This window comes from Nocardia sp. NPDC127579 (genome assembly GCF_042672005.1).
Classification (GTDB): domain Bacteria; phylum Actinomycetota; class Actinomycetes; order Mycobacteriales; family Mycobacteriaceae; genus Nocardia.
Genome location: NZ_JBHXVZ010000017.1, coordinates 14405 through 39226 on the forward strand (window position 1 = coordinate 14405; position 24822 = coordinate 39226).

Consider the following 24822-nt stretch of genomic DNA (forward strand, 5'->3'; position numbering starts at 1 on the left):
ACCTGCCGCTGGCGATCCGGCTGACCGGCGACCTGGATGTGCTCGCGCTGCAACAGGCCGTGCGAGACGTGATCGCCCGGCACGAGGTGCTGCGCACCTACTACCCCGAGACCGCCGACGGTCAGGGCGTGCAGGTGATCCTCCCGGCCGCCGAAGCGGCCCCGGCGCTGGAACCGATCGCGGTCACCGAGGCGGACCTGCGTGCCCGCATCGAGGAGACGGTGCTGACCGGATTCGACGTGACCACCGGTGTTCCGGTGCGCGCCGAGCTGCTGCGCGTGCGGCCGGACGAGCACGTCCTGGTGGTCGTCGTGCATCACATCAGCGGTGACGGCTGGTCCATGCGGCCGCTGGCCCAGGACGTGATGGTCGCCTACGTCGCCCGCTCGCGCGACGAGGTGCCCGGCTGGGCGCCGCTGCCGGTGCAGTACGCCGATTACGCGCTGTGGCAGCGCGAAACCCTCGGCTCCGAGGACGATCCGGAATCGCTGATCGCCGAGCAGACCGGGTACTGGACGGCGACGCTGGCCGGGCTGCCCGGCCGGATCGATCTGCCCGCCGACCGGCCGCGTCCGAGCACAGCCTCCAATCGCGGTGCGGTGCATCCGTTCCCGGTCGACGACGAGCTGCGCGGACAGCTGACCGAGCTCGCCCGCGCGCACGGCGCCAGCATGTTCATGGTGGTGCACGCGGCGCTGGCGGTGCTCCTCGGCCGCCTCTCCGGTAGCAGCGATATCGCGATCGGAACGCCGGTGGCCGGGCGCGGCGAGGCCGAGCTGGACAACCTGATCGGCATGTTCGTCAACACGCTGGTGCTGCGCACCGAGCTGGATCCCGGTGTGCCGTTCTCGACACTGCTGGCGCAGACCAGGGACACCGATCTGGCCGCGTTCGCGCACGCCGACGTGCCGTTCGAGCGGCTGGTCGAGGTGCTCAGCCCGGAGCGGTCGCAGGCGCATCACCCGCTGTTCCAGGTGGCGCTGTCCTTCGAGGCCGGCGGTGCGACCGGCAACCGGATGACGTTGCCGGGCTTGGAGATCGCGGCGGTCGACTTCGATCCGGGCATGGCCAAGTTCGATCTGCAATTGGCGGTCGACGATCCGGTCGACGGCGGCCTGGCGATGTCGTGGAACTACGCCACCGACCTGTTCGACGCGGCGACGGTGGCGACGCTGTCGCAGCGGCTGCTGTGGATCCTGCGACGCGTGGCGGCCGACCCGGACGTCGCGGTCGGTGATATCGATCTGCTCGGCGCGGCCGAGCGCGCCGAGGTCACCCAGCAGTGGGTGTCGTCGGGAATCGACGGTGGCCAGGGGCTTTTCGCGGATCGGGGCGTGACGCTGCCGGATCTCGTCGATGCCATGGTCGCCGCGCACGGCGACCGGGTCGCGGTGAAATTCGGTGCCGAGGCGCTGACCTACGCCGAGCTCGATCAGCGCGCGAATCGTCTGGCGCGCACGCTGATCGCACAGGGTGCGGGGCCGGGCCGATTGGTCGCGGTACTGCTGCCGCGCTCGCTGGAGCTGGTCGTGGCGCTCTTGGCGGTCGTGAAGTCGGGTGCGGGCTACGTGCCGATCGATCCGTCCTACCCGGCGGACCGGATCGCGTACGTGCTCGAGGATTCGGCGCCGGCCGGTGTGGTCGTGGACGACAGCGTCGAGGTCGCGCTGCCGGACGACGTGACCGTGGTGTCGATGGCCGATCTCCCGGCGCAGGCCGACGTGAGCCCGATCACCGATGCGGACCGGATCGCGCCGCTACGCGCGTCGAATACCGCGTACGTGATCTACACCTCCGGTTCGACCGGCCGCCCGAAGGGCGTGGTCGTGGCGCACCGGAATGTGGTGCGGCTGTTCGCGAACACCGATGCCGAGTTCGGTTTCGGTCCCGAGGACGTGTGGACCATGTTCCACTCCAGCGCCTTCGACTTCTCGGTCTGGGAGCTGTGGGGCGCGCTGGTGTACGGCGGCACCCTGGTCGTCGTCGACTACTTCGTGTCGCGTTCGCCCGAGCAGTTCCTGGCCTTGCTGGCCCGCGAACAGGTGACGGTGCTGAACCAGACCCCGTCGGCGTTCTACCAGCTGGCCGAGGTCGAGCGGACCGCCGGTGTCGCGCCATTGGCGTTGCAGTACGTGGTGTTCGGTGGTGAGGCACTGGATCTGGGCCGCCTGGCCGACTGGATGACCCGCCACGGTGACGGTTCGGCGGGCTCGGTCGGCCCGCGTCTGGTGAACATGTACGGCATCACCGAGACCACCGTGCACGTGACGCATCGGGTCCTCGATCTCGAAACCGTCACCACCGCAACAGGTTCGGTGATCGGCCGGGCCATCGCGGGCTTGTCGGTGTACGTGCTCGACACGCGCCTGCACCCGGTGCCGGTGGGTGTGCCGGGTGAAATGTATGTCGCGGGACCGCAATTGACCGATGGTTACCTCGGTCGCGCGGATCTGTCGGCGGCCCGGTTCGTGGCGAATCCGTTCGGTGGGCCGGGGGAGCGGTTGTACCGTTCCGGTGACTTGGCGCGCTGGAACGCTCAGGGTGAGTTGGAGCATCTGGGTCGCGCCGATGATCAGGTGAAGGTGCGTGGTTTCCGCATCGAGCTCGGCGAGATCGAAGCGGCGCTGCTGGCGCTGGACGAGGTTGCCCAGGCCGCCGTCATCGTCCGTTCCGATAGCCGGGTCAGCGATCAGCTGGTCGGCTATGTGGTGGCCGCCGCCGGTGCGCTCGATACCGAGAGTGTGCGGGCACAGATCTCGCAGACCCTGCCCGCGTACATGGTGCCCTCGGTGCTGATGGTGCTCGAGGCATTGCCGCTGACCGTCAACGGCAAGCTGGATCGCCGGGCGCTGCCCGCGCCCGTGCTGGAGGCCGTGGCCTTCCGCCAGCCGGTGACCCCGGTGGAGGAGATCGTGGCCGGTGTCTTCGCCGAGGTGCTCGGTGTGGACCGGGTCGGCTTGGACGACGACTTCTTCGCCCTGGGCGGCAATTCGCTGATCGCCACCCGGGTGAACGCCCGGCTGGGCGCCGCCCTGGACCGGCAGCTGTCGGTGCGCGATCTGTTCGAGGCCTCCAGCGTGGCCGCGCTCGCGGCCCGGCTGGAGCAGAACGGCAATGGCGGCCGGGCGCGTCCCGCGCTGGTGGCCGGCGAACGGCCGGAACTGATCCCGTTGTCCTCGGCGCAGCGGCGCTACTGGTTCCTCAACCAGTTCGATCCGGCGACCTCCGCGGTCGACAACATCCCGCTGGCCGTCCGGCTGTCCGGCACGCTCGACGTGGCGGCGCTGGAACAGGCGATCGGCGACCTGCTGGCCCGCCACGAGGTACTGCGCACGATCTACCCGCAGTCGGCGGCCGGGCCGCACCAGGTGATCCTGCCGGTGGACGCGACCGCGCGGCGATTGACGCCGGTGCTGGTCGCCGAGGACGAATTGGTCGGCAAGGTCATCGAATTCGCGCTGACCGCCTTCGACGTCACCCTCGAGGTGCCGCTGGCGGTGGCGCTGTTCGAGGTCGCGCCGGACGATCATGTGCTCGCCTTCACGGTGCATCACGTCTCCGCCGACGGGTTCTCCCTCGCGCCGCTGGCCCGGGACGTGATGACCGCCTATGTGGCGCGTGCGCAAGGCGATGTGCCGCAGTGGCTTCCGCTGCCGGTGCAGTACGCCGACTACGCGCTGTGGCAGCACGCGGTACTCGGTTCCGAAGACGATCCGGAATCGCTGGGCGCGCGGCAGCTGGCCTACTGGCAGGCCACCCTGACCGGCCTGCCGGACCGGCTGGAACTGCCCGCGGATCGGCCGCGCCCGCCCGCACAGTCGTTCCAGGGCAAGGCGATTCGCTTCGAGCTCGCGCCCGAGCAGCATGCCCGGCTGCACGAGCTGGCGCGTGCGCACAACGCGTCGCTGTTCATGCTGGTGCACGCGGCGCTCGCGGTGCTGCTCGCGCGCCTGTCCGGCACCGATGACATCGCGGTCGGCACCCCGATCGCGGGTCGTGGCGAACGTGAACTCGACGATATGATCGGTATGTTCGTCAATACCCTGGTGTTCCGTACCCGGGTAACTCCGGAGGACCGCTTCGTCGACCTGCTCGCCGAGGTGCGCGAACGCGACCTGGAGGCGTTCGCCAACGCGGAGGTGCCGTTCGAGCGCCTGGTCGAGGTGCTCAACCCGGTGCGCTCCACCGCGCACAACCCGCTGTTCCAGGTGGGCTTCTCGTTCCAGAACCTGGCCGATACCACCTTCGAGCTGCCGGGCCTGTCGGTGAGCGCGGTCGACTTCGATTCGCAGCTGGCCAAGACCGACCTGCACTTCACGCTGATCGACCACTACGCCGAGGACGGCACGCCGGCCGCGCTCGGCGCCGAAATCGGTTACGCCGTCGACCTGTTCGACGAGCGGACGGTGCAGAGCTTCGCGGACCGCTTCGTTCGTGTGCTCGACGCGGTGCTGGCCGACATGTCGGTCCGGGTCGGCGAGATCGAGCTGCTGGAACCGGCCGAGCGGGAACAGATCCTGCTGGGCTGGAACGAGACCGGGCACGCGGTCGACCCGGCGGCGACGCTGGTGTCGCTGCTGGACGCCACGGTGTCCGCGCATCCGGATCGGGTGGCGCTGATCACCGACGACGGCGCCGCGGTGACTTACGCCGAGCTCGACGCCCGGGTGAATCGCTTGTCGCGCAACCTGATCGGGCGTGGTGTCGGTGCCGAGGATCGGGTGGCGCTGGCGATTTCGCGTTCGGTGGATCTGGTGGTCGCGATGTACGCGGTGGCGCGTACGGGTGCGGCGTATGTGCCGTTGGATCCGACGCAGCCTGCTGAGCGTTTGGATTACATTCTGACCACGGCCGCTCCGGCGGTGGTGCTGACCACGGTCGCGGCGCGGGAAGCGTCCTCGGCGCAGGGGGCCGCGGAGTGGGTGGCCGTGGACGAGCTGGATCTGTCCGGCTATCCCGATCACGCTCTGGCAGCCTCGGAGCTGGTGCGCGGGTTCGGTGCCGCCACGACGGCGTATGTGATCTTCACGTCGGGTTCCACGGGCCGCCCCAAGGGCGTCGCCGTGAGTCACGGGGCGATCGCCAACCAATTGGTCTGGAAGAGCACGGAATTCGCGCTGGGCTCGCACGACGCGGTGCTGCTGAAGACTGCCGCGACGTTCGACCTCTCGGTGTGGGAGTTCTGGTCGGCCGCGGTGAGCGGTGGCCGATTGGTGATCGCGTCGCCGGAGGGCCATCGCGATCCGGAGTATCTGAACCGGTTGATCCGGGATACGCAGGTGTCCACCTTGCATGTGGTGCCCTCGATGCTGGACGCGCTGCTGATCGAATCCGATGGTGTGCTGAGCGGTTCGCTGCGGCGGGTGCTGGCTATTGGTGAGGCGCTTCCGGCTGCGGTGGCGCAGCGGTTCCGTCGCGGTAATGCCGCGGAGTTGTTCAATCTCTACGGTCCGACCGAGGCCGCGGTGTCGGTGACGAGTCACCGGGTGACCGATGCCGACGAGGTGTCGGTGTCGATCGGTGCGCCGGAGTGGAATACCCAGGTCTACGTGCTGGATTCGCGTCTGCGGCCGGTGCCCCCGGGTGTTTCGGGTGAGCTGTATCTCGCGGGTGCGCAGTTGGCGCGTGGGTATTTCGGTCGTGCGGATCTGACCGCTGATCGGTTCGTGGCCGATCCGTTCGGTGCGGGAACCCGGATGTATCGCACAGGTGACCTTGTCGCCTGGAACAACGGTGAGCTGGAATACCGGGGTCGCACGGACTTCCAGGTGAAGATTCGTGGTTTCCGTATCGAGTTGGGTGAGATCGAGGCTGCGCTGCTGACGTTGCCGGGGATCGCGCAGGCGGCGGTGCTGGCCAAGTCCGATCCGCGTACCGGCGAGCGTCTGGTGGCCTACGTGGTACCGGGCTCCGCGCAGTCGTTCGATGCCGCACAGGTGAGCTCTGCCCTGGCCAAGGTGCTGCCGTCCTACATGGTTCCGGACGCCTACGTGCGGCTGGACACGTTGCCGCTCAACGCGAACGGCAAGCTCGATCGCAAGGCGCTGCCGGAGCCGGAGTTCGAGGCCGCCGCCTTCCGGGAGCCGTCCACGCCGATGCAGCGCGCCGTCGCCGAGGTGTTCGCCGAGGTACTGGGTGTGCAGCGGGTCGGCCTGGACGACGACTTCTTCGCTCTGGGCGGCAACTCGCTGGTCGCGACGCGGGTCAGCGCCCGCCTCGGGGCCGTGCTGAATACCCGGGTCCCGGTGCGGACGCTGTTCGAGGCGCCGACCGTGTCCGCGCTGGCGGCCGCGCTGGATTCGCAGACGCACGGCGGGCGCGGCATCGAACTGGGCAGTATCGAGCGGCCGGAACACATTCCGCTCTCGCTGGCGCAGCAGCGGATGTGGTTCCTCAACCGTTTCGACACCCAGTCGGCGGCCTACAACGTGCCGATCGCGGTGCGGCTGACCGGCGAGCTGGACGTCGACGCACTGCGCGCCGCCGTCGCGGATCTGGTGCACAGGCACGAGATCCTGCGCACCGTCTACCCGCAGACCGAATCCGGTCCGGTACAGGTGATCCGGCCGCCGGCCGGAGCCACGCCGGAGCTGGAACTGCGGACCGTGACGCCGGAGGAGGTCGAATCCGCGGTCCTCGCACTGGTTTCGGCGAGCTTCGACGTCACCACCGAGGTGCCGGTCAAGACCGCGCTCTTCCGGATCGATGGTCCGGCACCGGAATACGTGCTCGCCATGGTCGTGCACCACATCTCCGGCGACGGTTCCTCGGTCGGCCCGCTGACCCGCGATCTGATGACCGCCTACGCGGCCCGGACCATGGGGACGGCACCGGGCTGGGCGCCGCTGCCGGTGCAGTACGCCGACTACTCGATCTGGCAGCGCGCGCTGCTGGGCAGCGAGGACGACGCGGAATCGCTGGCCGCCAAGCAGGTCGCCTACTGGCAGCAGGCGCTGGCCGATCTGCCCGATCAGCTGGATCTGCCCGCGGATCGCCCGCGCCCGGCCGTGCAGTCCTTCGCGGGCGGCAAGGTGGACCTGCGGGTCGACGCGGCAACCCATCAGGCCCTGCTCGACCTGGCGCGCGCCGAGGGCGCGACGCTGTTCATGGTCGTGCACACCGCGCTCGCGGTCCTGCTGGCACGCCTGTCGGGCAGCGACGACATCGCCATCGGCACGCCGATGGCGGGTCGTGGGGAAGCCGTGCTCGACGATCTGATCGGCATGTTCGTCAACACGCTGGTGTTCCGCACCCGGGTGGAGCCGGGTGCGCCGTTCACCGAATTGCTCGCACGCCAGCGGGAAACCGATATCCAGGCGTTCGCCAACGCCGACGTGCCGTTCGAGCGGCTGGTCGAGGTGCTCAACCCGGTGCGCTCCACCGCGCGGCATCCGCTGTTCCAGGTCGGTCTCTCGTTCCAGAACCTGGCGCAGTCGGTGCTGGAGCTGCCCGGTCTGACCGTGGCCGGTGTCGATATCGACAACCAGCTCTCGCAGTTCGACCTGCACCTGATCGCCACCGACCGCTACGGCGCGACCGGCGACGCGGAGGGCATCACCGGCTACTTCACCTACGCCACCGACCTGTTCGATCAGAACACGGTGCAGGGCTTCGTGGATCGGTTCACGCGTCTGCTCGGCGAGATCGTGGCGACGCCGCGCACGCCGGTCGGCGACATCGAACTGCTGGCTCCGGCGGAGCGGGCCGAACTGGTCGTCGCACGCAACACGACCGCGCACGCGGTCGACGCCACGGCGACACTGGTGTCGCTGCTGGACACGACCGTCGCCGACTACCCCAAGTCCGCGGCGCTGGTCACCGACGACGGCACCACGCTGACCTACGCCGAACTCGACGCACGGGTGAATCGCCTTGCCCGGCATCTGATCTCACTCGGTGTGGGACCGGAATCGCGGGTCGCGCTCGCGATTCGCCGTTCGGTGGATCTGATCGTGGCCATGTACGCGGTTGCCAAGGCCGGCGGCGCGTATGTGCCGGTGGATCCGGATCAGGCCGCCGAGCGGACGAGCTACATCCTCGAGACCGCGGCCCCGGTGTGTGTGCTGACCAACGCGGAGGCGGGATTCGAGACCGAGGTCGCGCCCACTGTGCGGATCGACGACCTGGACCTGGACGCGGTGAGCGATGCGCCGGTCACCGACGCCGATCGGCTGCGGCCGCTGCGGCCGTCGAACACCGCGTACGTGATCTTCACCTCGGGTTCGACGGGCCGCCCCAAGGGCGTGGCCGTGAGTCACGGGGCGATCGCGAACCAATTGCAGTGGAAGGCGGCCGAATTCGGCCTCGACGCCGCGGACGCGTTCCTGCTGAAGACCGCCGCGACCTTCGACCTCTCGGTGTGGGAGTTCTGGTCGGCCGCGGTGTGTGGTGGCCGCCTGGTCATCGCCGCACCGGACGGGCATCAGGACCCGGCCTACCTCAACCAGTTGATGGCCGCGGAGTGGGTGACCACCCTGCACGTGGTGCCCTCGATGCTCGACGCGCTCACCGCCGATTCGTTCCCCGATTCGGTGTGGCGGGTGCTGGCCATCGGTGAGGCGCTGCCCGGCGCGCTGGCGCAGCGGTTCCTGCGCGATTACGGCCGGACCGAGCTGTTCAACCTCTACGGTCCGACCGAGGCCGCGGTGTCCATCACCAGCCACCGCGTGACCCCGGCCGATCAGACCTCGGTGTCCATCGGTCTGCCCGAGTGGAACAGTCAGGTCTACGTGCTGGATTCGCGTCTGCGGCCGGTGCCCGCCGGTGTCTCTGGTGAGCTCTATCTCGCGGGTGCGCAATTGGCGCGTGGGTATTTCGGTCGTGCGGATCTGACCGCTGATCGGTTCGTGGCCGATCCGTTCGGTGCGGGAACCCGGATGTATCGCACAGGTGACCTTGTCGCCTGGAACAACGGTGAGCTGGAGTATCGGGGCCGCACGGACTTCCAGGTGAAGATTCGTGGTTTCCGTATCGAATTGGGTGAGATCGAGGCTGCGCTGCTGACGTTGCCGGGGATCACGCAGGCGGCGGTTCTGGCGAAGTCCGATCCGCGCACGGGTGATCGCCTGGTCGCCTACCTCGTGGGGTCCGCCGATGTGGCACAGGTGAAGTCGGCGTTGAGCGCCGGACTGCCGTCCTACATGGTCCCGGACGCGTTCGTGGTGCTGGACGCTCTGCCGCTGAATGTGAACGGCAAGCTGGACCGTAAGGCGCTGCCGGAGCCGGAGTTCGAGGCAGCCGTCTTCCGGGCGCCGACCACCCCGATCGAAGAGATCGTGGCCTCGGTGTTCGCCGAGGTGCTCGACGTCGACCGGGTCGGCCTGGACGATGACTTCTTCGCCCTGGGCGGCAACTCGCTGGTGGCCACGCGGGTCAGCGCCCGCCTCGGCGCCGTACTGGGTGCACGGGTGCAGGTGCGGACGCTGTTCGAGGCGCCGACGGTGGTCGCCCTGGCCGCCGTGCTCGATTCGCAGGCCCACGCCGGTCGCGGCATCGAGCTGGGCGCCCTCGAGCGTCCCGAGCGGATCCCGCTGTCCTACGCCCAGCAGCGGATGTGGTTCCTGAACCGGTTCGACCCGGATTCCACGGCCTACAACGTGCCGGTAGCGGTGCGGCTCACCGGCGCGCTCGACGTGGCCGCGCTGCAACAGGCGGTCGCCGACGTGGTGGCCCGGCACGAGGTGCTGCGCACCGTGTACCCGGCCGACCGCGACGGTGTCGCGCAGCAGGTGATTCTGCCGGTGGGACAGGCGGTTCCGGAGCTGGAAGTGCGGACCGTCGCCGCGACCGACACCATGACCGCCGTGCTGGAGCTGCTGTCGTCGGTCTTCGATGTCACCGACGAGGTGCCGCTGCGGGTGGCGCTGTTCCGGATCGACGGCGCCGAACCGGAATACGTGCTGGCACTGGTGGTGCACCACATCTCCGGTGACGGCTCGTCGATGGGCCCGTTGACCAGGGATCTGATGACCGCGTACGCGACCCGCGCCGCGGGTGCGGAGCCGGGCTGGGCACCGCTGGCGGTGCAGTACGCCGACTACTCGATCTGGCAGCGCGAACTGCTCGGCAGCGAGGACGACCCGGAATCGCTGGTGTCCAAGCAGATCGGATACTGGCAGCAGGCGCTGGCCGACCTGCCGGATCAGCTGGATCTGCCCACCGATCGCCCGCGCCCGGCGGCGCAGTCCTTCGCCGGCCGCAGCGTCGAACTGTCGATCGACGCCGAGACCCACCGGGGCCTGGCCGAATTGGCCCGGGCGCAGGGCGCGACGCTGTTCATGGTCGTGCACAGCGCGCTCGCGGTGCTGCTGGCCCGGTTGTCGGGCACCTCGGACATCGCGATCGGATCGCCGATGGCGGGTCGCGGCGAGGCCGTGCTCGACGACATGATCGGCATGTTCGTCAACACCCTGGTGTTCCGTACCCGGGTGGACGCCGACGCGCCGTTCACCGAGCTGCTCGCGCGTCAGCGCGAGGTCGATCTCCAGGCCTTCGCCCACGCCGACGTCCCGTTCGAGCGCCTGGTCGAGGTGCTCAATCCGGAGCGTTCGCAGGCCAGGCACCCGCTGTTCCAGGTGGGTCTGTCGTTCCAGAACCTGGCCAAGACCGGATTCGAGTTGCCCGGTCTCACCGTGTCCGGGGTGGAATTCGACGCCGAGGTCTCGCAGTTCGATCTGCACTGGATCGTGGGCGACGAATACGACGAGTCGGGTGCGCCCGCCGGTATCGGTGGCGCGGTCACCTACGCCGTGAGCATGTTCGACGAGGCGACCGTGCGGGGCTTCGTCGATCGGTTCACGCGTCTGCTCGGCGAGATCGTCGCGGCGCCGCGTTCCGTGATCGGCGATATCGAACTGCTGGAACCGGCCGAGCGCGATCGAATCCTGCTGGGCTGGAACGAGACCGGGCACGCGGTCGACACCACGGCGACGCTGGCGTCGCTGCTGGACGCGACCACGAGCACGCACCCGGACGCGATCGCGCTGATGTCGGACGAGGCGGGCCCCGAGGCACGGCAGGTCCTGACCTACGCCGACCTCGACGCCCGGGTCAACCGGCTGGCGCGGTGGCTGATCGGGCGTGGTGTCGGTGCCGAGGATCGGGTGGCGCTGGCGATTTCGCGTTCGGTGGATCTGGTGGTCGCGATGTACGCGGTGGCGCGTACGGGTGCGGCGTATGTGCCGTTGGATCCGGCGCAGCCTGCTGAGCGCTTGGATTACATTCTGGAGACGGCCGCTCCGGCGGTGGTGCTGACCACGGTCGCGGCGCGGGAAGCGTCCTCGGCGCAGGGGGCAGCGGAGTGGGTGGCCGTCGATGGGCTGGACCTGTCCGGCCAGGCCGCACACGCGCTGGACCCGGCGGAGCTGGTCCGTGGATTCGGCGCCGCCAGTACCGCGTATGTGATCTTCACGTCGGGCTCGACCGGTCGCCCCAAGGGCGTCGCTGTCAGCCACGGCGCGATCGCCAACCAATTGCAGTGGAAGGTGGCCGAATTCGATCTGGGCGCCGACGACGCGGTGTTGTTGAAGACCGCCGCGACGTTCGACCTCTCGGTGTGGGAGTTCTGGTCGGCCGCGGTGAGCGGTGGCTGCCTGGTCATCGCCGCCGCCGACGGGCATCAGGATCCGGGATACCTGAACGAGCTGATGCGGGACACCCAGGTGTCCACCTTGCATGTGGTGCCCTCGATGCTGGACGCGCTGCTGATCGAATCCGACGGTGTGCTGAGCGGTTCGCTGCGGCGCGTACTGGCGATCGGTGAGGCGCTGCCCGCTGCGGTGGCGCAGCGGTTCCGCCGGGGCAACAGCGCGGAGCTTTTCAACCTCTACGGTCCGACCGAGGCCGCGGTGTCCATCACCAGCCACCGGGTGACCGATGCCGACGAGGTGTCGGTGTCGATCGGTGCGCCGGAATGGAATTCGCGGGTCTACGTGCTCGACGCACGTCTGCGCCCGGTGCCCGCCGGTGTTCCCGGTGAGCTCTATCTCGCGGGTGCGCAGCTGGCGCGTGGGTACTTCGGCCGGGCGGATCTGACCGCTGATCGGTTCGTGGCCGATCCGTTCGGTTCCGGCGAGCGCATCTACCGCACGGGTGACCTTGTCGCCTGGAACAACGGTGAACTGGAATACCGGGGTCGCACCGACTTCCAGGTGAAGATTCGTGGTTTCCGTATCGAGTTGGGTGAGATCGAGGCGGCGTTGCTGGCGTTGCCGGGGATCGCGCAGGCGGCGGTGCTGGCCAAGTCCGACCCGCGCACGGGTGATCGCCTGGTCGCCTACCTCGTCTCCGCCGACGGCGATGTCGATGTGGCACAGGTGAAGTCGGAGCTGGCCAAGGCACTGCCCTCCTACATGGTCCCGGCCGCCTTCGTGGTGCTGGACGCCCTGCCGCTCAATGTGAACGGCAAGCTGGACCGCAAGGCGCTGCCGGAGCCGGAGTTCGAGGTCGCTGCCTTCCGCGCACCCGGCACCGCGATCGAGGAGATCGTGGCCGAGGTGTTCGCGGAGGTGCTCGGCGCGCAGCGGGTCGGTCTGGACGACGACTTCTTCGGCCTGGGCGGCGACTCGATTCGCACGATCCAGCTGGTCTCGCGGGCCAAGGAACGCGGCGTGCGGTTCGCTCCCCGGGATGTGTTCGAGCATCGCAGCGTGGCCGCGCTGGCCGAGGTGGCCACCCTGATCGCGGGCGCCGAGCAGCAGCGACTGCTGCCGGAGCTGCCCGGCGGCGGCGTCGGCGAGATCCCGCTGTCCCCGGCGATGCTGGCGGCGCTGGCCGGTGGCGAGTCGTCACGACACCTCGCCACCTCGGTGGCACTGGGCCTGCCCGAGACCATCGATCGGGCGAGCTTGGTCGCGATGATCGGCGCCGTGGTCGAGCACCACGACGCGCTGCGATCGCGCCTGCGCCGATCGGGCGATGCGGGCTGGGTGCTGGAGACGATGGCACACGGCGCGCTCGACATCGATGTCCTCGTGCACCGGATCGAGGCGGCGGACGCCGCTGGGCTCGCGCAGCTGGCACGCGCCGAATACGAAGCGGCCCTGGGCCGGATCGATCCCGCGAACGGCGTACCGATCCAGTTCCTCTGGTTCGCCTTCGACGGCGCGCGGCCGGACACGCTGCTGGTGGTGGGTCACCGCTTCCTGGGTGACGACGCGTCCTGGCGCATCGTGGCCGCGGATCTGAGCGCGGCCGCCGCGCAGCTGGCCGAGGGACAGCCGGTCGCGCTGCCCGCCACCGGCACTTCGATGCGGCGCTGGGCGCACGCCTTGGCCGAGGCCGCGCAGGATCCGGCCCGGCACTCCGAACTGCCGTTCTGGCAGGAGGTTTCGGCGACGCCCGATCCGCTGCTCGGTGCCCGGGCGTTCGATCCGCGGATCGACACCGCCGCCACCGTGGAGCGGGTCGAGGTGAGCCTGCCCGCCGAGGTGACCGAGGCCGTGCTGACCGCGATTCCACGGCTGTACCGCGGCACCGCAACGGACAGCCTGCTTTCGGCACTCGCCCTTGCCCTCTCCCGCTGGCGCGGTGCGGCGGCGGGCGGCACCGCGCTGGTGCGGGTCGCCGACAGCGGTCGAGCGGCCGACAGTGTTGCCGGCGTTGATCTTTCGCGAACGGTCGGCTGGTTCGCCGGTGAGTTCCCGGTCCGCCTGGACCTGGCCGCCGCCGACCTGACCGCGGCCTTCGCGGGCGAGCCCGCGCTGGGCGGCATCGTGAAATCGGTGAAGGAGCAACTGCTCTCGGTGCCCGGCAACGGGCTGGGCTACGGCCTGCTGCGGTACCTGAACGCGGACACCGCGGACGAGCTCGGCGGTGCCGGGCCGGAGCTGCCGGGTCAGATCCGGTTCGGCTACACGGGTCATCAGCCGGTCGAGACGGGCCGGGTACCGGTGGCCGAGCTCGGCCTGCCGGACACGGATCCGGACCTGGCGGCGGGCGCGACGGTCGACATCACCGCCCACGTCACCGACGAGGCGGACGGGCCGAGCTTGCGCACCACGTTCGCCTACCCGGCCGGCCTGCTGACCCACGCGCGGGTGCGGGAACTCGCCGAGCTGTGGACGGCGGCGCTGACCGCGCTGGCCGAGCACGCGCGGCGGCCGGAGGCGGGCGGCCTGACGCCGTCGGATCTGCCCCTGGTCGCGGCCGAGCAGTCCGATATCGAGGTCTGGGAACGCGACTACCCGGCGCTGGCCGAGGTGTGGCCGCTCTCGCCGCTACAGTCCGGCCTGCTGGTCGAGACCGCGACCAGCCGCTCGTCGATCGACGGCTACACCCTGCAGGCGGTCGTGGATCTCGGCGGCACGCTCGACGCGCAACGGCTGCGGGCGGCGGCCCAGGGCATCCTGGACCGCTACCCGAACCTGCGGGCAGCCTTCACCACCGACGCGGCCGGCCGGCCGGTGCAGGTGATCCAGGCACAGGTCGAGGTGCCGTGGCACGAGGTCGACCTGACGACGCTGCCCGAAGCACAGCGGCAGGCGGAACTGCGCCGCCTGGTGGCCGTCGACCGCGAGACCCGCTTCGATATGACGGCGGGCCCGCTGCTGCGCTTCACCGTGTATCGCACCGGCGAACAGGCCTGGCAATTGGCGGTCACGACGCACCACATCCTGCTCGACGGCTGGTCGCTGCCGCTGCTGACGCGAGATCTGCTGGTGCTGTACGCGGTCCGTGGCCAGACCACCGCGCTGCCGCCGGTGACGTCCTACCGTGAATACCTGGCCTGGCTGGCCGGGCGGGACGAGCAGGCGTCGCTCGAGGTCTGGCAGCAGGCATTGGCCGGGGTGACCGAACCGACCCAGTTGGCGCCGCAATCGCGCGGCACCGACACCGGTGCGGTCGGCAAGCTGATCACCTCCTTCGACGCCGAGTACACGCAGCGGATCGCCAAGCACGCCGCCGCCCTCGGGGTCACGGTGAACACGCTGGTCCAGGCGGCCTGGGGCATCGTCCTGGGCCGGCTGACCGGCCGCTCGGACGTCGTGTTCGGCGCCACCGTGTCCGGTCGTCCGGCCGAACTGGCCGGCGTGGAGGCCATGGTGGGTCTGTTCATCAACACGCTGCCGGTGCGGATCCGCGTCGACGCGCACGGATCGGTCGGCGAGTATCTGCGCGGTGTGCAGTACGACCAGGCCGAACTGCTGGAGCACCACTACGCGAATCTGACCGATGTGCAGCGAATCGCCGGTGCCGGAGCGCATTTCGACACCCTGCTGGTGTTCGAGTCCTACCCGGTGGACAAGGAGGCCATCGCCGCCGCCAATTCGATCGACGGCATGTCGATCACCGGCGTCGCTGTCGCCGACACCGTCACCAGCTATCCGCTGACCCTGGTGGTGACCGCCGAGTCGACGATGGATCTGGCCTGGACCTACCGCAGTAGCTGGTTCACCGACGAGGAGGTGACGGTCCTCGCGGCGCGTATGCACCGGGTACTGGACGCACTGCTGGGCGATCCGGCGACCTCGGTCGCCGATATCGACGTCCTCGACGCCGCCGAGCGGGCCGCCCTGCTCGGCGGGGCAGGTTCGGCCCCCGCCGATGCCGAGGTCGCGGTGCCCGCGAACGCGGATTCGCGGACGGTGGCCGAGGTGCTCGGTGCGGCCGTGGGGGCGGATCCGTTCGCGGCGGCGCTGCTGATCGGCGCCACCGAGGTCGCCTACTCAGAGCTGGATTCGCGGTCCTCGCAGCTGGCCCGGGTGCTGATCGGCCGCGATATCGGCCCCGGCGACATCGTCGCCGTGGCGCTGCCGCATTCGGTCGAGCAGGTGCTCGCGGTGTGGGCGGTGCAGAAGGCGGGCGCGGCCGCGCTGCTGGCCGGTGATCTGTCCGGCGACGAGATCCAGGCCGCAGGTGCGGTTTTCGCTGTCACGGCGCACGCGGTCGACGGGCTGTCACGGGCGCTGGTGCTGCCGGAGGCGGCGACGCAGGCGGAACTGGCCGCCGCGGCGGCGCACCCGATCGCCGACGGCGAGCGGGTCCGCCCGCTGCGCGCGGATCATCCGGCCTTCGTCGTCACCGCCGCTGGTGCGTCGAGTGTGCTCACGCAGACACAGGCGCTGGAGCGCGCGCACGCCTTGTGCGCGGCCAACGAGATCGACTACGAATCGGTGACATACACCACAGCCGAATCGGGCGCCGCGGCGCTGAACGAATTCCTGGCGGCCGGCACCGTCGGCGCGCTCTCGGTGTTGCCCACCGGAGATCCGGCGGCCGACCGGGCCGAAGGCGAGGTCACCCACTGGTTCGTGGTCGGGGGCTCGGTACACGAAAAGGAGGCCGTCGATGACGGATCGCGTATCGTCGCCGAGTAAGCCGGGCACACCCGGCGGTGACGACATCACCTCGGGCCGCCCCGGAAGCTGTAGCGAAGTCGGACGTCGTAACGATGATCGACACGGCGGCTGGACAGCTTCGGGTGGGCCCGGCCGCGGCCAATCAAGGGAGTCGACTGTTCGATGAAGCGTTCTGTACTAAACAGGGTGAACCTGCGCCGGACCATGGTGGCGGCACTCGCCGCCGTGGTGTCCGCTACCGCGTTCGGTGCTACCGGTGCCGCGGCACCGGCCAAACCGTCAGCTGTCACCGAGGTCGTCAAGGACGGCCGCACCTGGCATCTGAAGGTGTACTCGGCGGCGATGGACAAGGAAATCACCATCGATGTGCAGCGACCGATCGATGAGTCCACGCCCGCGCCGAATCTCTACCTGCTGAGCGGCCTGGACGCCGGGGAGAGTTCCGCGAGCTGGCGCGAGCAGACCACCGTGCTGCCGTTCCTGGCCGAGAAGCACGTCAATGTGATCGAGCCGATCGGTGGCCGCGGCAGCTACTACACCGACTGGAGCGACCCGGATCCCGTGCTCGGGGTGAACAAGTGGCGGACCTTCTTCACCGAGGAGCTGCCCCCGCTGCTGGACAAGACGTTGCAGTCCACCGGCCGCAACGCGCTGGCCGGAGTCTCGACCTCGGGCACCTCGGTGTTGCAGCTGGCCGAGGCCAAGCCGGGCCTGTGGAAGTCGGTCGCCGCCTACAGCGGTTGCGCCCAGATCGCCGACCCGCTCGGCCGGACGGCGCTCAAGCTGTCGGTCGAGAACTGGGCGGGCGGCAATGTCGAGAACATGTACGGTCCCGCCAACAGCCCGCTGTGGCAGGCCAACGACCCGGTGATCAACGCGGAGAAGCTGCGCGGCACCGAGCTCTACATTTCCACCGGCAGCGGCATCCCGGTGTTCGAGGATCTGCAGTGGTACCAGACCAACGCGCCGGGGCCGGTCGGCATGGTCAATCTGACGGTGGGCTCGGTCATCGAGGGCGCTGTCGATCAGTGCACCCGCAACCTGAAGAACAAACTGGACTCGCTGAGCATCCCGGCTCAGTACAACTTCAATTCCATCGGTACCCATCGCTGGTCGTACTGGGACGAGACGTTCCGGGAGTCCTGGCCCCTGCTCGAGCGCGGCATGACGTCGGCCTCCTGACCAAGCGAATTCGGGCGACAACCCGTGGAATGTGATCGACCTGCGGGCGGCGCGAATGACGCGCCGCCCGCTTCATGCGGATGGGTGCGTCCGGAGAGTGAGGAAGTGGCATGGTGAACGCGCGTCGTGACGGGCGCTCCGGTCGTCGTCGTGGACCGGTGGTTCCGCTCTTCGCCGATCTGCTGACCGCGGCGGCGAAAACCGCCGTGGACAACGTGGCGGTGCGATTCGAGGATCGCGAACTCACCTACGGTCAGCTCGACGAGCGCTCGGCCCAGCTGGCGCGCGAGCTCATCGATCGGGGCATCGGTCCCGGCGACATGATCGCGATCGCGATCGCCCGCAGCGTCGAGTCCGTGCTCGCGGTCTGGGCGGTCGCCCGGACCGGCGCCACCTTCGTCCCCGTCGATCCGGTCTATCCGAAGGACCGGATCGAGTTCATGCTGGCCGATTCCGGGGCCGTGCTCGGGCTCACCACCGCGGCGCACCGGCCGGGTCTCGGCGCGAGCATCGAATGGCTGGAATTGGACGATCCAGCGGTCCAGGCGCAGGTGGCGGCACGGCCGACGCACCCGTTCTGGTACGGCGATCGGGTCCGGCCGCTGACCGTGCAGCATCCGGCCTACATCATCTACACCTCCGGTTCCACCGGCCGCCCCAAGGCCGTGGTCGTCACCAGCGACGGCTTCGCGCGGGTGGCCGCCGCGCAGTACGGGATCACCGCCGCGTCCCGCGTAACCCACCTCAGCTCACCCAGTTTCGATTTCTCGATCCTGGAGTTCCTGCACACCTTCGTGGCCGGTGCGACGCTGGTCGTCGTGCCGCCCACCGTCTTCGGCGGTGAGGAGTTGGCGGCGCTGGTCGAGCGGGAGCGCGTCACCCATCTGACGGTGACGCCCGGCGCGCTGGAATCGGTGCCGCTGCGCGCGTATCCCGACCTGCGGACGGTCATCTGCGCCGGTGACACCCTGCCCCCCGCGCTGGTGGACCGATGGACCACCGGCGATCGGGTGGTGTTCAACGCCTACGGCCCGACCGAGACCACGGTGATCGTGACGACCGGTCCGATGACCGCCGGAGCGCCGGTCACCCTGGGCCGGATCACCGAGGGCTCGCGTCCGCTGATCCTGGATTCGCGGCTGCGGATGGTGCCCAGCGGAGTGGCCGGTGAGCTGTATATCGCGGGATCGGGTCTGGCACAGGGTTATCTGGGCCGTCCGGAGCTGACGGCGGAGCGCTTCGTGGCCAATCCGCTGGCGGCCGAGCTCGGCCTGTCCGGCGCCCGGATGTATCGCACCGGTGACCTGGTGCGCCGGACCGAAGACGGCAGCCTGGAGTATCTGGGCCGTTCGGACTTCCAGGTCAAGATCCGGGGTCTGCGGATCGAGCTGGGTGAGATCGACAGCGCGTTGTCCGCGCATCCGGATGTCGCCTTCGCCGTCACCATCGGCAAGGCGCTGTCCTCGGGGACGACCGCGCTGGTGTCCTATGTGCTTGCGCGTCCGGGTACCACGCTGGTGCCGGGCGAGCTCGCGGATTTCCTGGCGGTCTCGTTGCCCGCCTACATGGTTCCCGCGTCGATCACGGTGCTCGACGAACTGCCGCTCACTCCGGTCGGCAAGCTGGACCGGGCCCGGCTGCCCGAGCCGGTGTTCGCGGTGCGGGAGTTCCGGGCCCCGGCCACCCGCACCGAGGAGATCGTGGCCGAGGTCTTCGCCGCCGTGCTGCGGCCGGACGACGACACGCCCGTCGGCGCCGACGACGACTTCTTCGAACTCGGCGGCAATTCGCTGCTGGCCACCCAGGTCGCCGCGCGGCTGGGCGCCGCGCTCGGCACCCGGATTCCGCTGTATCTGGTGTTCGAGGCGGGCGGTGTGGCCGAGCTGGCCGCCCAGATCGACCAGCAGGCCGGACCGGCGGGCGCCGAGGAGGTTCCGGGGTTGCGGCCGATGCCGCGTCCCGAGCGCATCCCGCTGTCCTATGCCCAGCAGCGGATGTGGTTCCTGAACCGGTTCGACCCCGACAGCGTGGTGGACAACATCCCGATGGCGGTGCGGCTGTCCGGGCCGCTGGATCTGGACGCGTTGCGCGCCGCGGTGCGCGATCTGATCTCCCGGCACGAAGCGTTGCGCACCATCTACCCCGAAGCCGACGGCGAGGGGTACCAGGTCGTGCTCGCCGCCGACGATCCGCGCGCGGTGCCCGAACTGCCGGTTCTGTCCGCGGATCCCGACCAGGTGCGCGAGCTGGTCATCGAGACCTTCGCCGGCGGCTTCGACGTGACCGCCCGGCCGCCCGTGCGGTTGCGTGCGCTGCGGATCAGCGACACCGAGCATGTGCTGGTGTGCGTGGTGCACCACATCGCCGGTGACGGCTGGTCGCTGCGCCCGCTGACCGCCGATCTGATGACCGCCTACCTCGCGCGGGCCGCCGGGTCGGCCCCGATGTGGGCGCCGCTGCCGGTCCAGTACGCCGATTTCAGTATCTGGCAGCGCGCGGTGCTCGGCTCGGAAGACGATGCGCAGAGCCTGATCTCGGCGCAGGCGACGTTCTGGCGGCAGGCGCTGGCCGGAGTCCCCGAGGAGCTACCGCTGCCCTTCGACCGGCCTCGTCCGGTTGGCCGCTCCTTCGCCGGTGCCCGGCTGACGTTCCCGATCGAGGCGAAGCTGCATCAGCAGTTGCAGGAGGTCGCCCGGGACCAGCAGGGGTCGCTGTTCATGGTGCTGCACGCGGCGCTCGCCGTGCTGCTGGCCGCCCTGTCGAGCACCGACGACATCGCGATCGGTACGCCGGTCGCCGGTCGTGGTGAGGCGGAGCTGGACGATCTGGTCGGCATGTTCGTCAACACTCTGGTCCTGCGTACGCCCGTGCGCGGCGAAGCCAGTATCGCCGAGCTGCTCGCCGCCACCCGCGAAATCGATCTGCAGGCGTTCGCGCACAGCGACATTCCCTTCGAACGGCTGGTGCATCTGCTCGCGCCGGAGCGCTCCCTCAATCGAAACCCGCTGTTCCAGGTGATGCTGTCGTTCCACAACATGCCCGAGGGCGCCCTGGAACTTCCAGGTTTGCGGGTCGCGGGTCTCGGTCTCGAGAGCCCCACCGAGAAGGTCGACCTGACGCTGACCATCCGCGCGACCACGGGCGAGGACGGCGGGCCCGACGCCGCCGACCTACAGGCCACCCTGTCCTACGCCACCGATCTGTTCGACGCCGAGACGGCCGCCGGCTTCGCCGACCGCTATCTGCGGGTGCTGACGGCCATCGCGGCGAATCCGCGACAGCGCATCCGCGATATCGAGCTGCTCGACGCGGACGAGCGGGCGCTGGTGCTGCGGGAGTGGAACCGGACCGCGCACCCGGTGCCGGACGTGGTGACCGTGCTCGATCGGTTCGAGGAGCAGGTCCGTTCGCGGCCGGACGCGCTCGCGCTGATCTTCGATCCCGGTGACGGCGCCGATGCGCGACAGCTGACCTACCTGGAGTTCTCCCTGCGGGTGAACCAGTTGGCGCGCAAGCTGATCGAGGCCGGTGTCGGCCCGGACACGCTGGTCGCCCTGGCGATGCGCCGATCGATCGACATGCTGGTCGCCGTGTACGCGACCCTGTCGGCGGGCGGCGCGTATGTGCCGATCGATCCGAGTCACCCGGCCGAGCGCACCGAATACGTGCTCGCCGGTGCGCGACCGGTCGGGGTACTTACCACCAGCCAGGACGATTTCGACCCGGCGGCCGCCGGGTCGGCGCCGGTGTGGACGCTCGACGAACTGGATCTGACCGGATATTCCGGTGCGCCGGTGACGGCGGACGAGCGCCACGGCGTGCTGCGTCCCGACCACCTCGCCTACATGATCTACACCTCCGGTTCCACCGGCCGCCCGAAGGGCGTGGCCGTCAGCCATGCCGCGCTGCTCAACCAGATGAGCTGGCTGATCGGCGAACTCGGTCTCGACGAGACCGACGTGGTGTTGCACAAGACGCCGTTCACCTTCGACCCGTCGGTCCGGGAGCTGTTCGCCCCCTTGCTGATCGGCGCGCGCACGATCATCGCCACGCACGACGGCCATCGCGATCCGAGGTACCTGTCGGAGGTCATCGAGCGGTACGGGGTCACCATGACCTCCTTCGTGCCGTCCTTGCTCTCGGTTTTCGCCGCCACCGCCACCCGCGCCGAATGCCGTTCGCTGCGTACGGTTCTCGTCGGCGGCGAGGTGTTGCCGCCCGCTTTGGTGAGCGCTTTGCGTCAGGTTTCCGACGCGGCGGTGTACAACTCGTACGGGCCCACCGAATTCACCATCAACGCGAGCCTGTGGCGGGTGCCGGAAACCGTGCCCGTGGCGGTGCCGATCGGTGCGCCGGTGTGGAATTCCCAGGCGTACGTACTGGATTCGGACTTGCGTCCGGTGCCGGCGGGTGTGCGCGGCGAGCTGTATCTGGCCGGGGCGCAGTTGGCCCGTGGCTATTACGGCCGGGCGGACCTCACGGCGGAGCGGTTCGTCGCCGATCCGTTCGGTGCCGTCGGCGCGCGGATGTACCGCACCGGTGATCTGGTGCGGTGGAACGCGTCCGGCGTGCTGGAGTACCTGGGCCGCACCGACTTCCAGGTGAAATTCCGCGGTCAGCGGATCGAGCTGGGGGAGATCGAAGCGGCATTGCTGGCCGATTCGGGTGTGCGTCAGGCGGTCGTGCGGGTCGTGTCGACGGTGACCGGTGACCAGCTGGTCGGCTACGTCGTCGGTGCGGAGGATCTCGACGTGGAGGCGGTGCGCGCCGCGCTCGGGCACCGGTTGCCGTCGTACATGGTGCCCGCGGCGGTCCTGGCGCTGGCGGAGTTCCCGCTCAATGCCTCCGGCAAGCTGGACCCGAAGGCGTTGCCGCAGCCGCACTTCGAGGCGCGTGAGTTCCGGGCGCCGCAGACCCCGGCCCAGGAGATCGTGGCAGGTGTGTTCGCGGATCTGCTGGGTGTCGAGCGGGTCGGCCTGGACGACGACTTCTTCGATCTCGGCGGCAATTCGCTGCTGGCCGCTCGGGCCACCGCCCGTCTCGGTGAGGCGATCGAGGCGCGTCTGGCGGTGCGCACGCTGTTCGAGGCGCCGACCGTCGCCGCGCTGGCCGAACGAATCGTGCCCGGCGCCGGTGCGACCCGGCCGAAGCTGACCGCGCTCCCGCGTCCCGACCAGGTGCCGCTGTCGTTGCCGCAGCAGCGGATCTGGACGCTGAACCAGCTCGACACCGCATCGCCCGCGTACAACATTCCGCTGGCGCTGCGGCTCACGGGCGACCTGGATGTGGCCGCGTTGCGCGCCGCCGTCGGCGATGTGCTGGAACGGCACGAGTCGCTGCGCACCCGGTATCCGGCCGATGGTGCCACCGGGCTGCCCTACCAGCAGATTCTCCCGGCCGAAGAGGCGGTGCCCGGCGGATTGCAGGTGCGCCGCACCGATGATCCGCTGGCCGAAGCCGGCGCGTTCATGTCCGCGGGATTCGATGTGACACGGCAGGTTCCGGTGCGTGCGGCGCTGTTCACCAGCACGTCCGACGAGCGCGAGCACGTGCTCGCGATGGTGATCCATCACGTGGCCGGTGATGGTTCCTCGGTGGCGCCGCTGGCGCGGGATCTCGTGCTGGCCTACGGCGCGCGCAGCGCCGGCGCGGCGCCGGCCTGGGCGCCGCTGGAGGTCCAGTACGCGGACTACACCCTGTGGCAGCGTGCGGTTCTCGGTGACGAGACCGACGAAAACTCCCTTGCCGCAAGCCAGTTGGCATTCTGGCGGGCGCAGCTGGCCGGTCTGGCCGCACAGCCGGGCCTGCCGCAGGATCGCCCGCATCCGCCGATCCCGTCCATGCGCGGCGCCATGACCACGTGCACGGTGCCCGCGCAGGTGCACCGGGCGCTGGATCAGCTGGCGCGCGAACGGAACGCGACCCTGTTCATGGTGGTGCACGCGGCGCTGGCCGTGCTGCTGGCCCGGGTGTCCGGCCGCACCGACGTGGCGATCGGCACGCCGGTGGCCGGCCGGGGCGTCCGTGCGCTGGACGACCTGGTCGGAATGTTCGTCAACACCTTGACCCTGCGCACCGAGGTCGCCGGCGACCTCGGTTTCGACGCCCTGATCGATCGGGTCCGCGAGACCGACCTGGCCGCCCTGGACAACGCGGACATCGCGTTCGAACGGATCGTGGACGAGGTCGCGCCCGGCCGGGGCCGCGAACAGAATCCCCTGTTCCAGGTGCTGCTGGCCTTCCAGAACACCGAGGCCGCCCAGCTCGAGCTGCCCGGGCTCACCATCGCGGGCGTGCCGTTCGACGCTGTCGCGGCGAAGTTCGACCTGAGCATCGACGTCGAGCCCGTCGTGCACCCGGACCGGTCCCTGGGCGAGCTGTCGATCGGCTTCGCCTACGCCACCGACATCTTCGACGAGCCGACCGTCGCTGCGTTCGCCGAACGGTTCGGCCGGGTGCTGGCGGCGCTCGCCGCCGCACCGCGGACCCTGGTCGGCGAGGTCGAACTGCTGGACTCCGCCGAGCGCGCCGACGTGCTGCGAGCGGGCTCCGGCGCCGTCGTCCCGATGGATTCGACCGCCACCCTGGCGTCGCTGTTCCAGGCGCAGGTCCAGCGGACCCCGGATGCCGTCGCGGTGACCTTCGAGGGTGAGTCGCTGACCTACGCCGAATTCGCGGCGCGTGTCAATCGCCTTGCGCGGCATCTGATTTCGCTCGGTGTCGGACCGGACAGCCTGGTCGCGCTCGGCCTGCGCCGATCGGTGGACCTGGTCGTCGGCATGTACGCGGTGGCCGCGGCCGGCGGTGGCTATGTGCCGCTGGATCCGGACCATCCGGCCGAGCGCACCGCCTATGTCCTGGCGACCGCGGATCCGGTCTGTGTCCTGACCGTCGGCGCTGATCTCGCCGAGATGGGTGCGGTGGCCGACGGGCACCGTCTGCTCGACCTGGACACGCTGGAGCTGTCCGGTTATTCGTCCGCGCCGGTGGGGGATGCGGATCGGCTGGCTCCGTTGCGGCCGGAGAATACGGCGTATGTGATTTTCACGTCGGGTTCGACGGGTCGTCCGAAGGGTGTGGCGGTTTCGCATGCTTCGGTGGTGAATCAAATCCGTTGGATCACCAGTGAATACGGTATCGGTGCCGATGATGTGGTGTTGTTCAAGACTCCGGCGACTTTCGATGTGTCGGTGTGGGAGATTTACAGTCTGTTGTTCGGTGGTGGTCGTTTGGTGATCGCTGCTGCTGACGGGCATCGTGATCCTCAGTATTTGGCTGATGTGATTGCGGCTGAGCGGGTGACGATGACGTCGTTCGTGCCGTCGATGTTGGCTGTGTTCGC

General features: G+C 69.5%; 3 protein-coding genes (1 of these 3 running past the window's edge). All 3 read left to right on the top strand.

Annotated features, from left to right (window positions below):
• The coding region annotated (locus tag ACFVMC_RS32755) for a non-ribosomal peptide synthase/polyketide synthase (RefSeq protein ID WP_379216795.1) crosses the window boundary (this coding region is incomplete at its 5' end): on the top strand, positions 1-16316 show 16316 of its 30720 nt. 14404 nt of the annotated region lie to the left of the window's left edge.
• A gap of 168 nt (positions 16317-16484) precedes the next feature.
• Positions 16485-17480 (top strand): alpha/beta hydrolase, encoded by a 996-nt coding sequence (locus ACFVMC_RS32760; RefSeq protein ID WP_379216797.1) that lies wholly within the window; start codon positions 16485-16487, stop codon positions 17478-17480.
• A gap of 110 nt (positions 17481-17590) precedes the next feature.
• On the top strand, positions 17591-24822 hold a 7232-nt coding region (locus tag ACFVMC_RS32765; RefSeq protein WP_379216798.1), incomplete at its 3' end, for an amino acid adenylation domain-containing protein.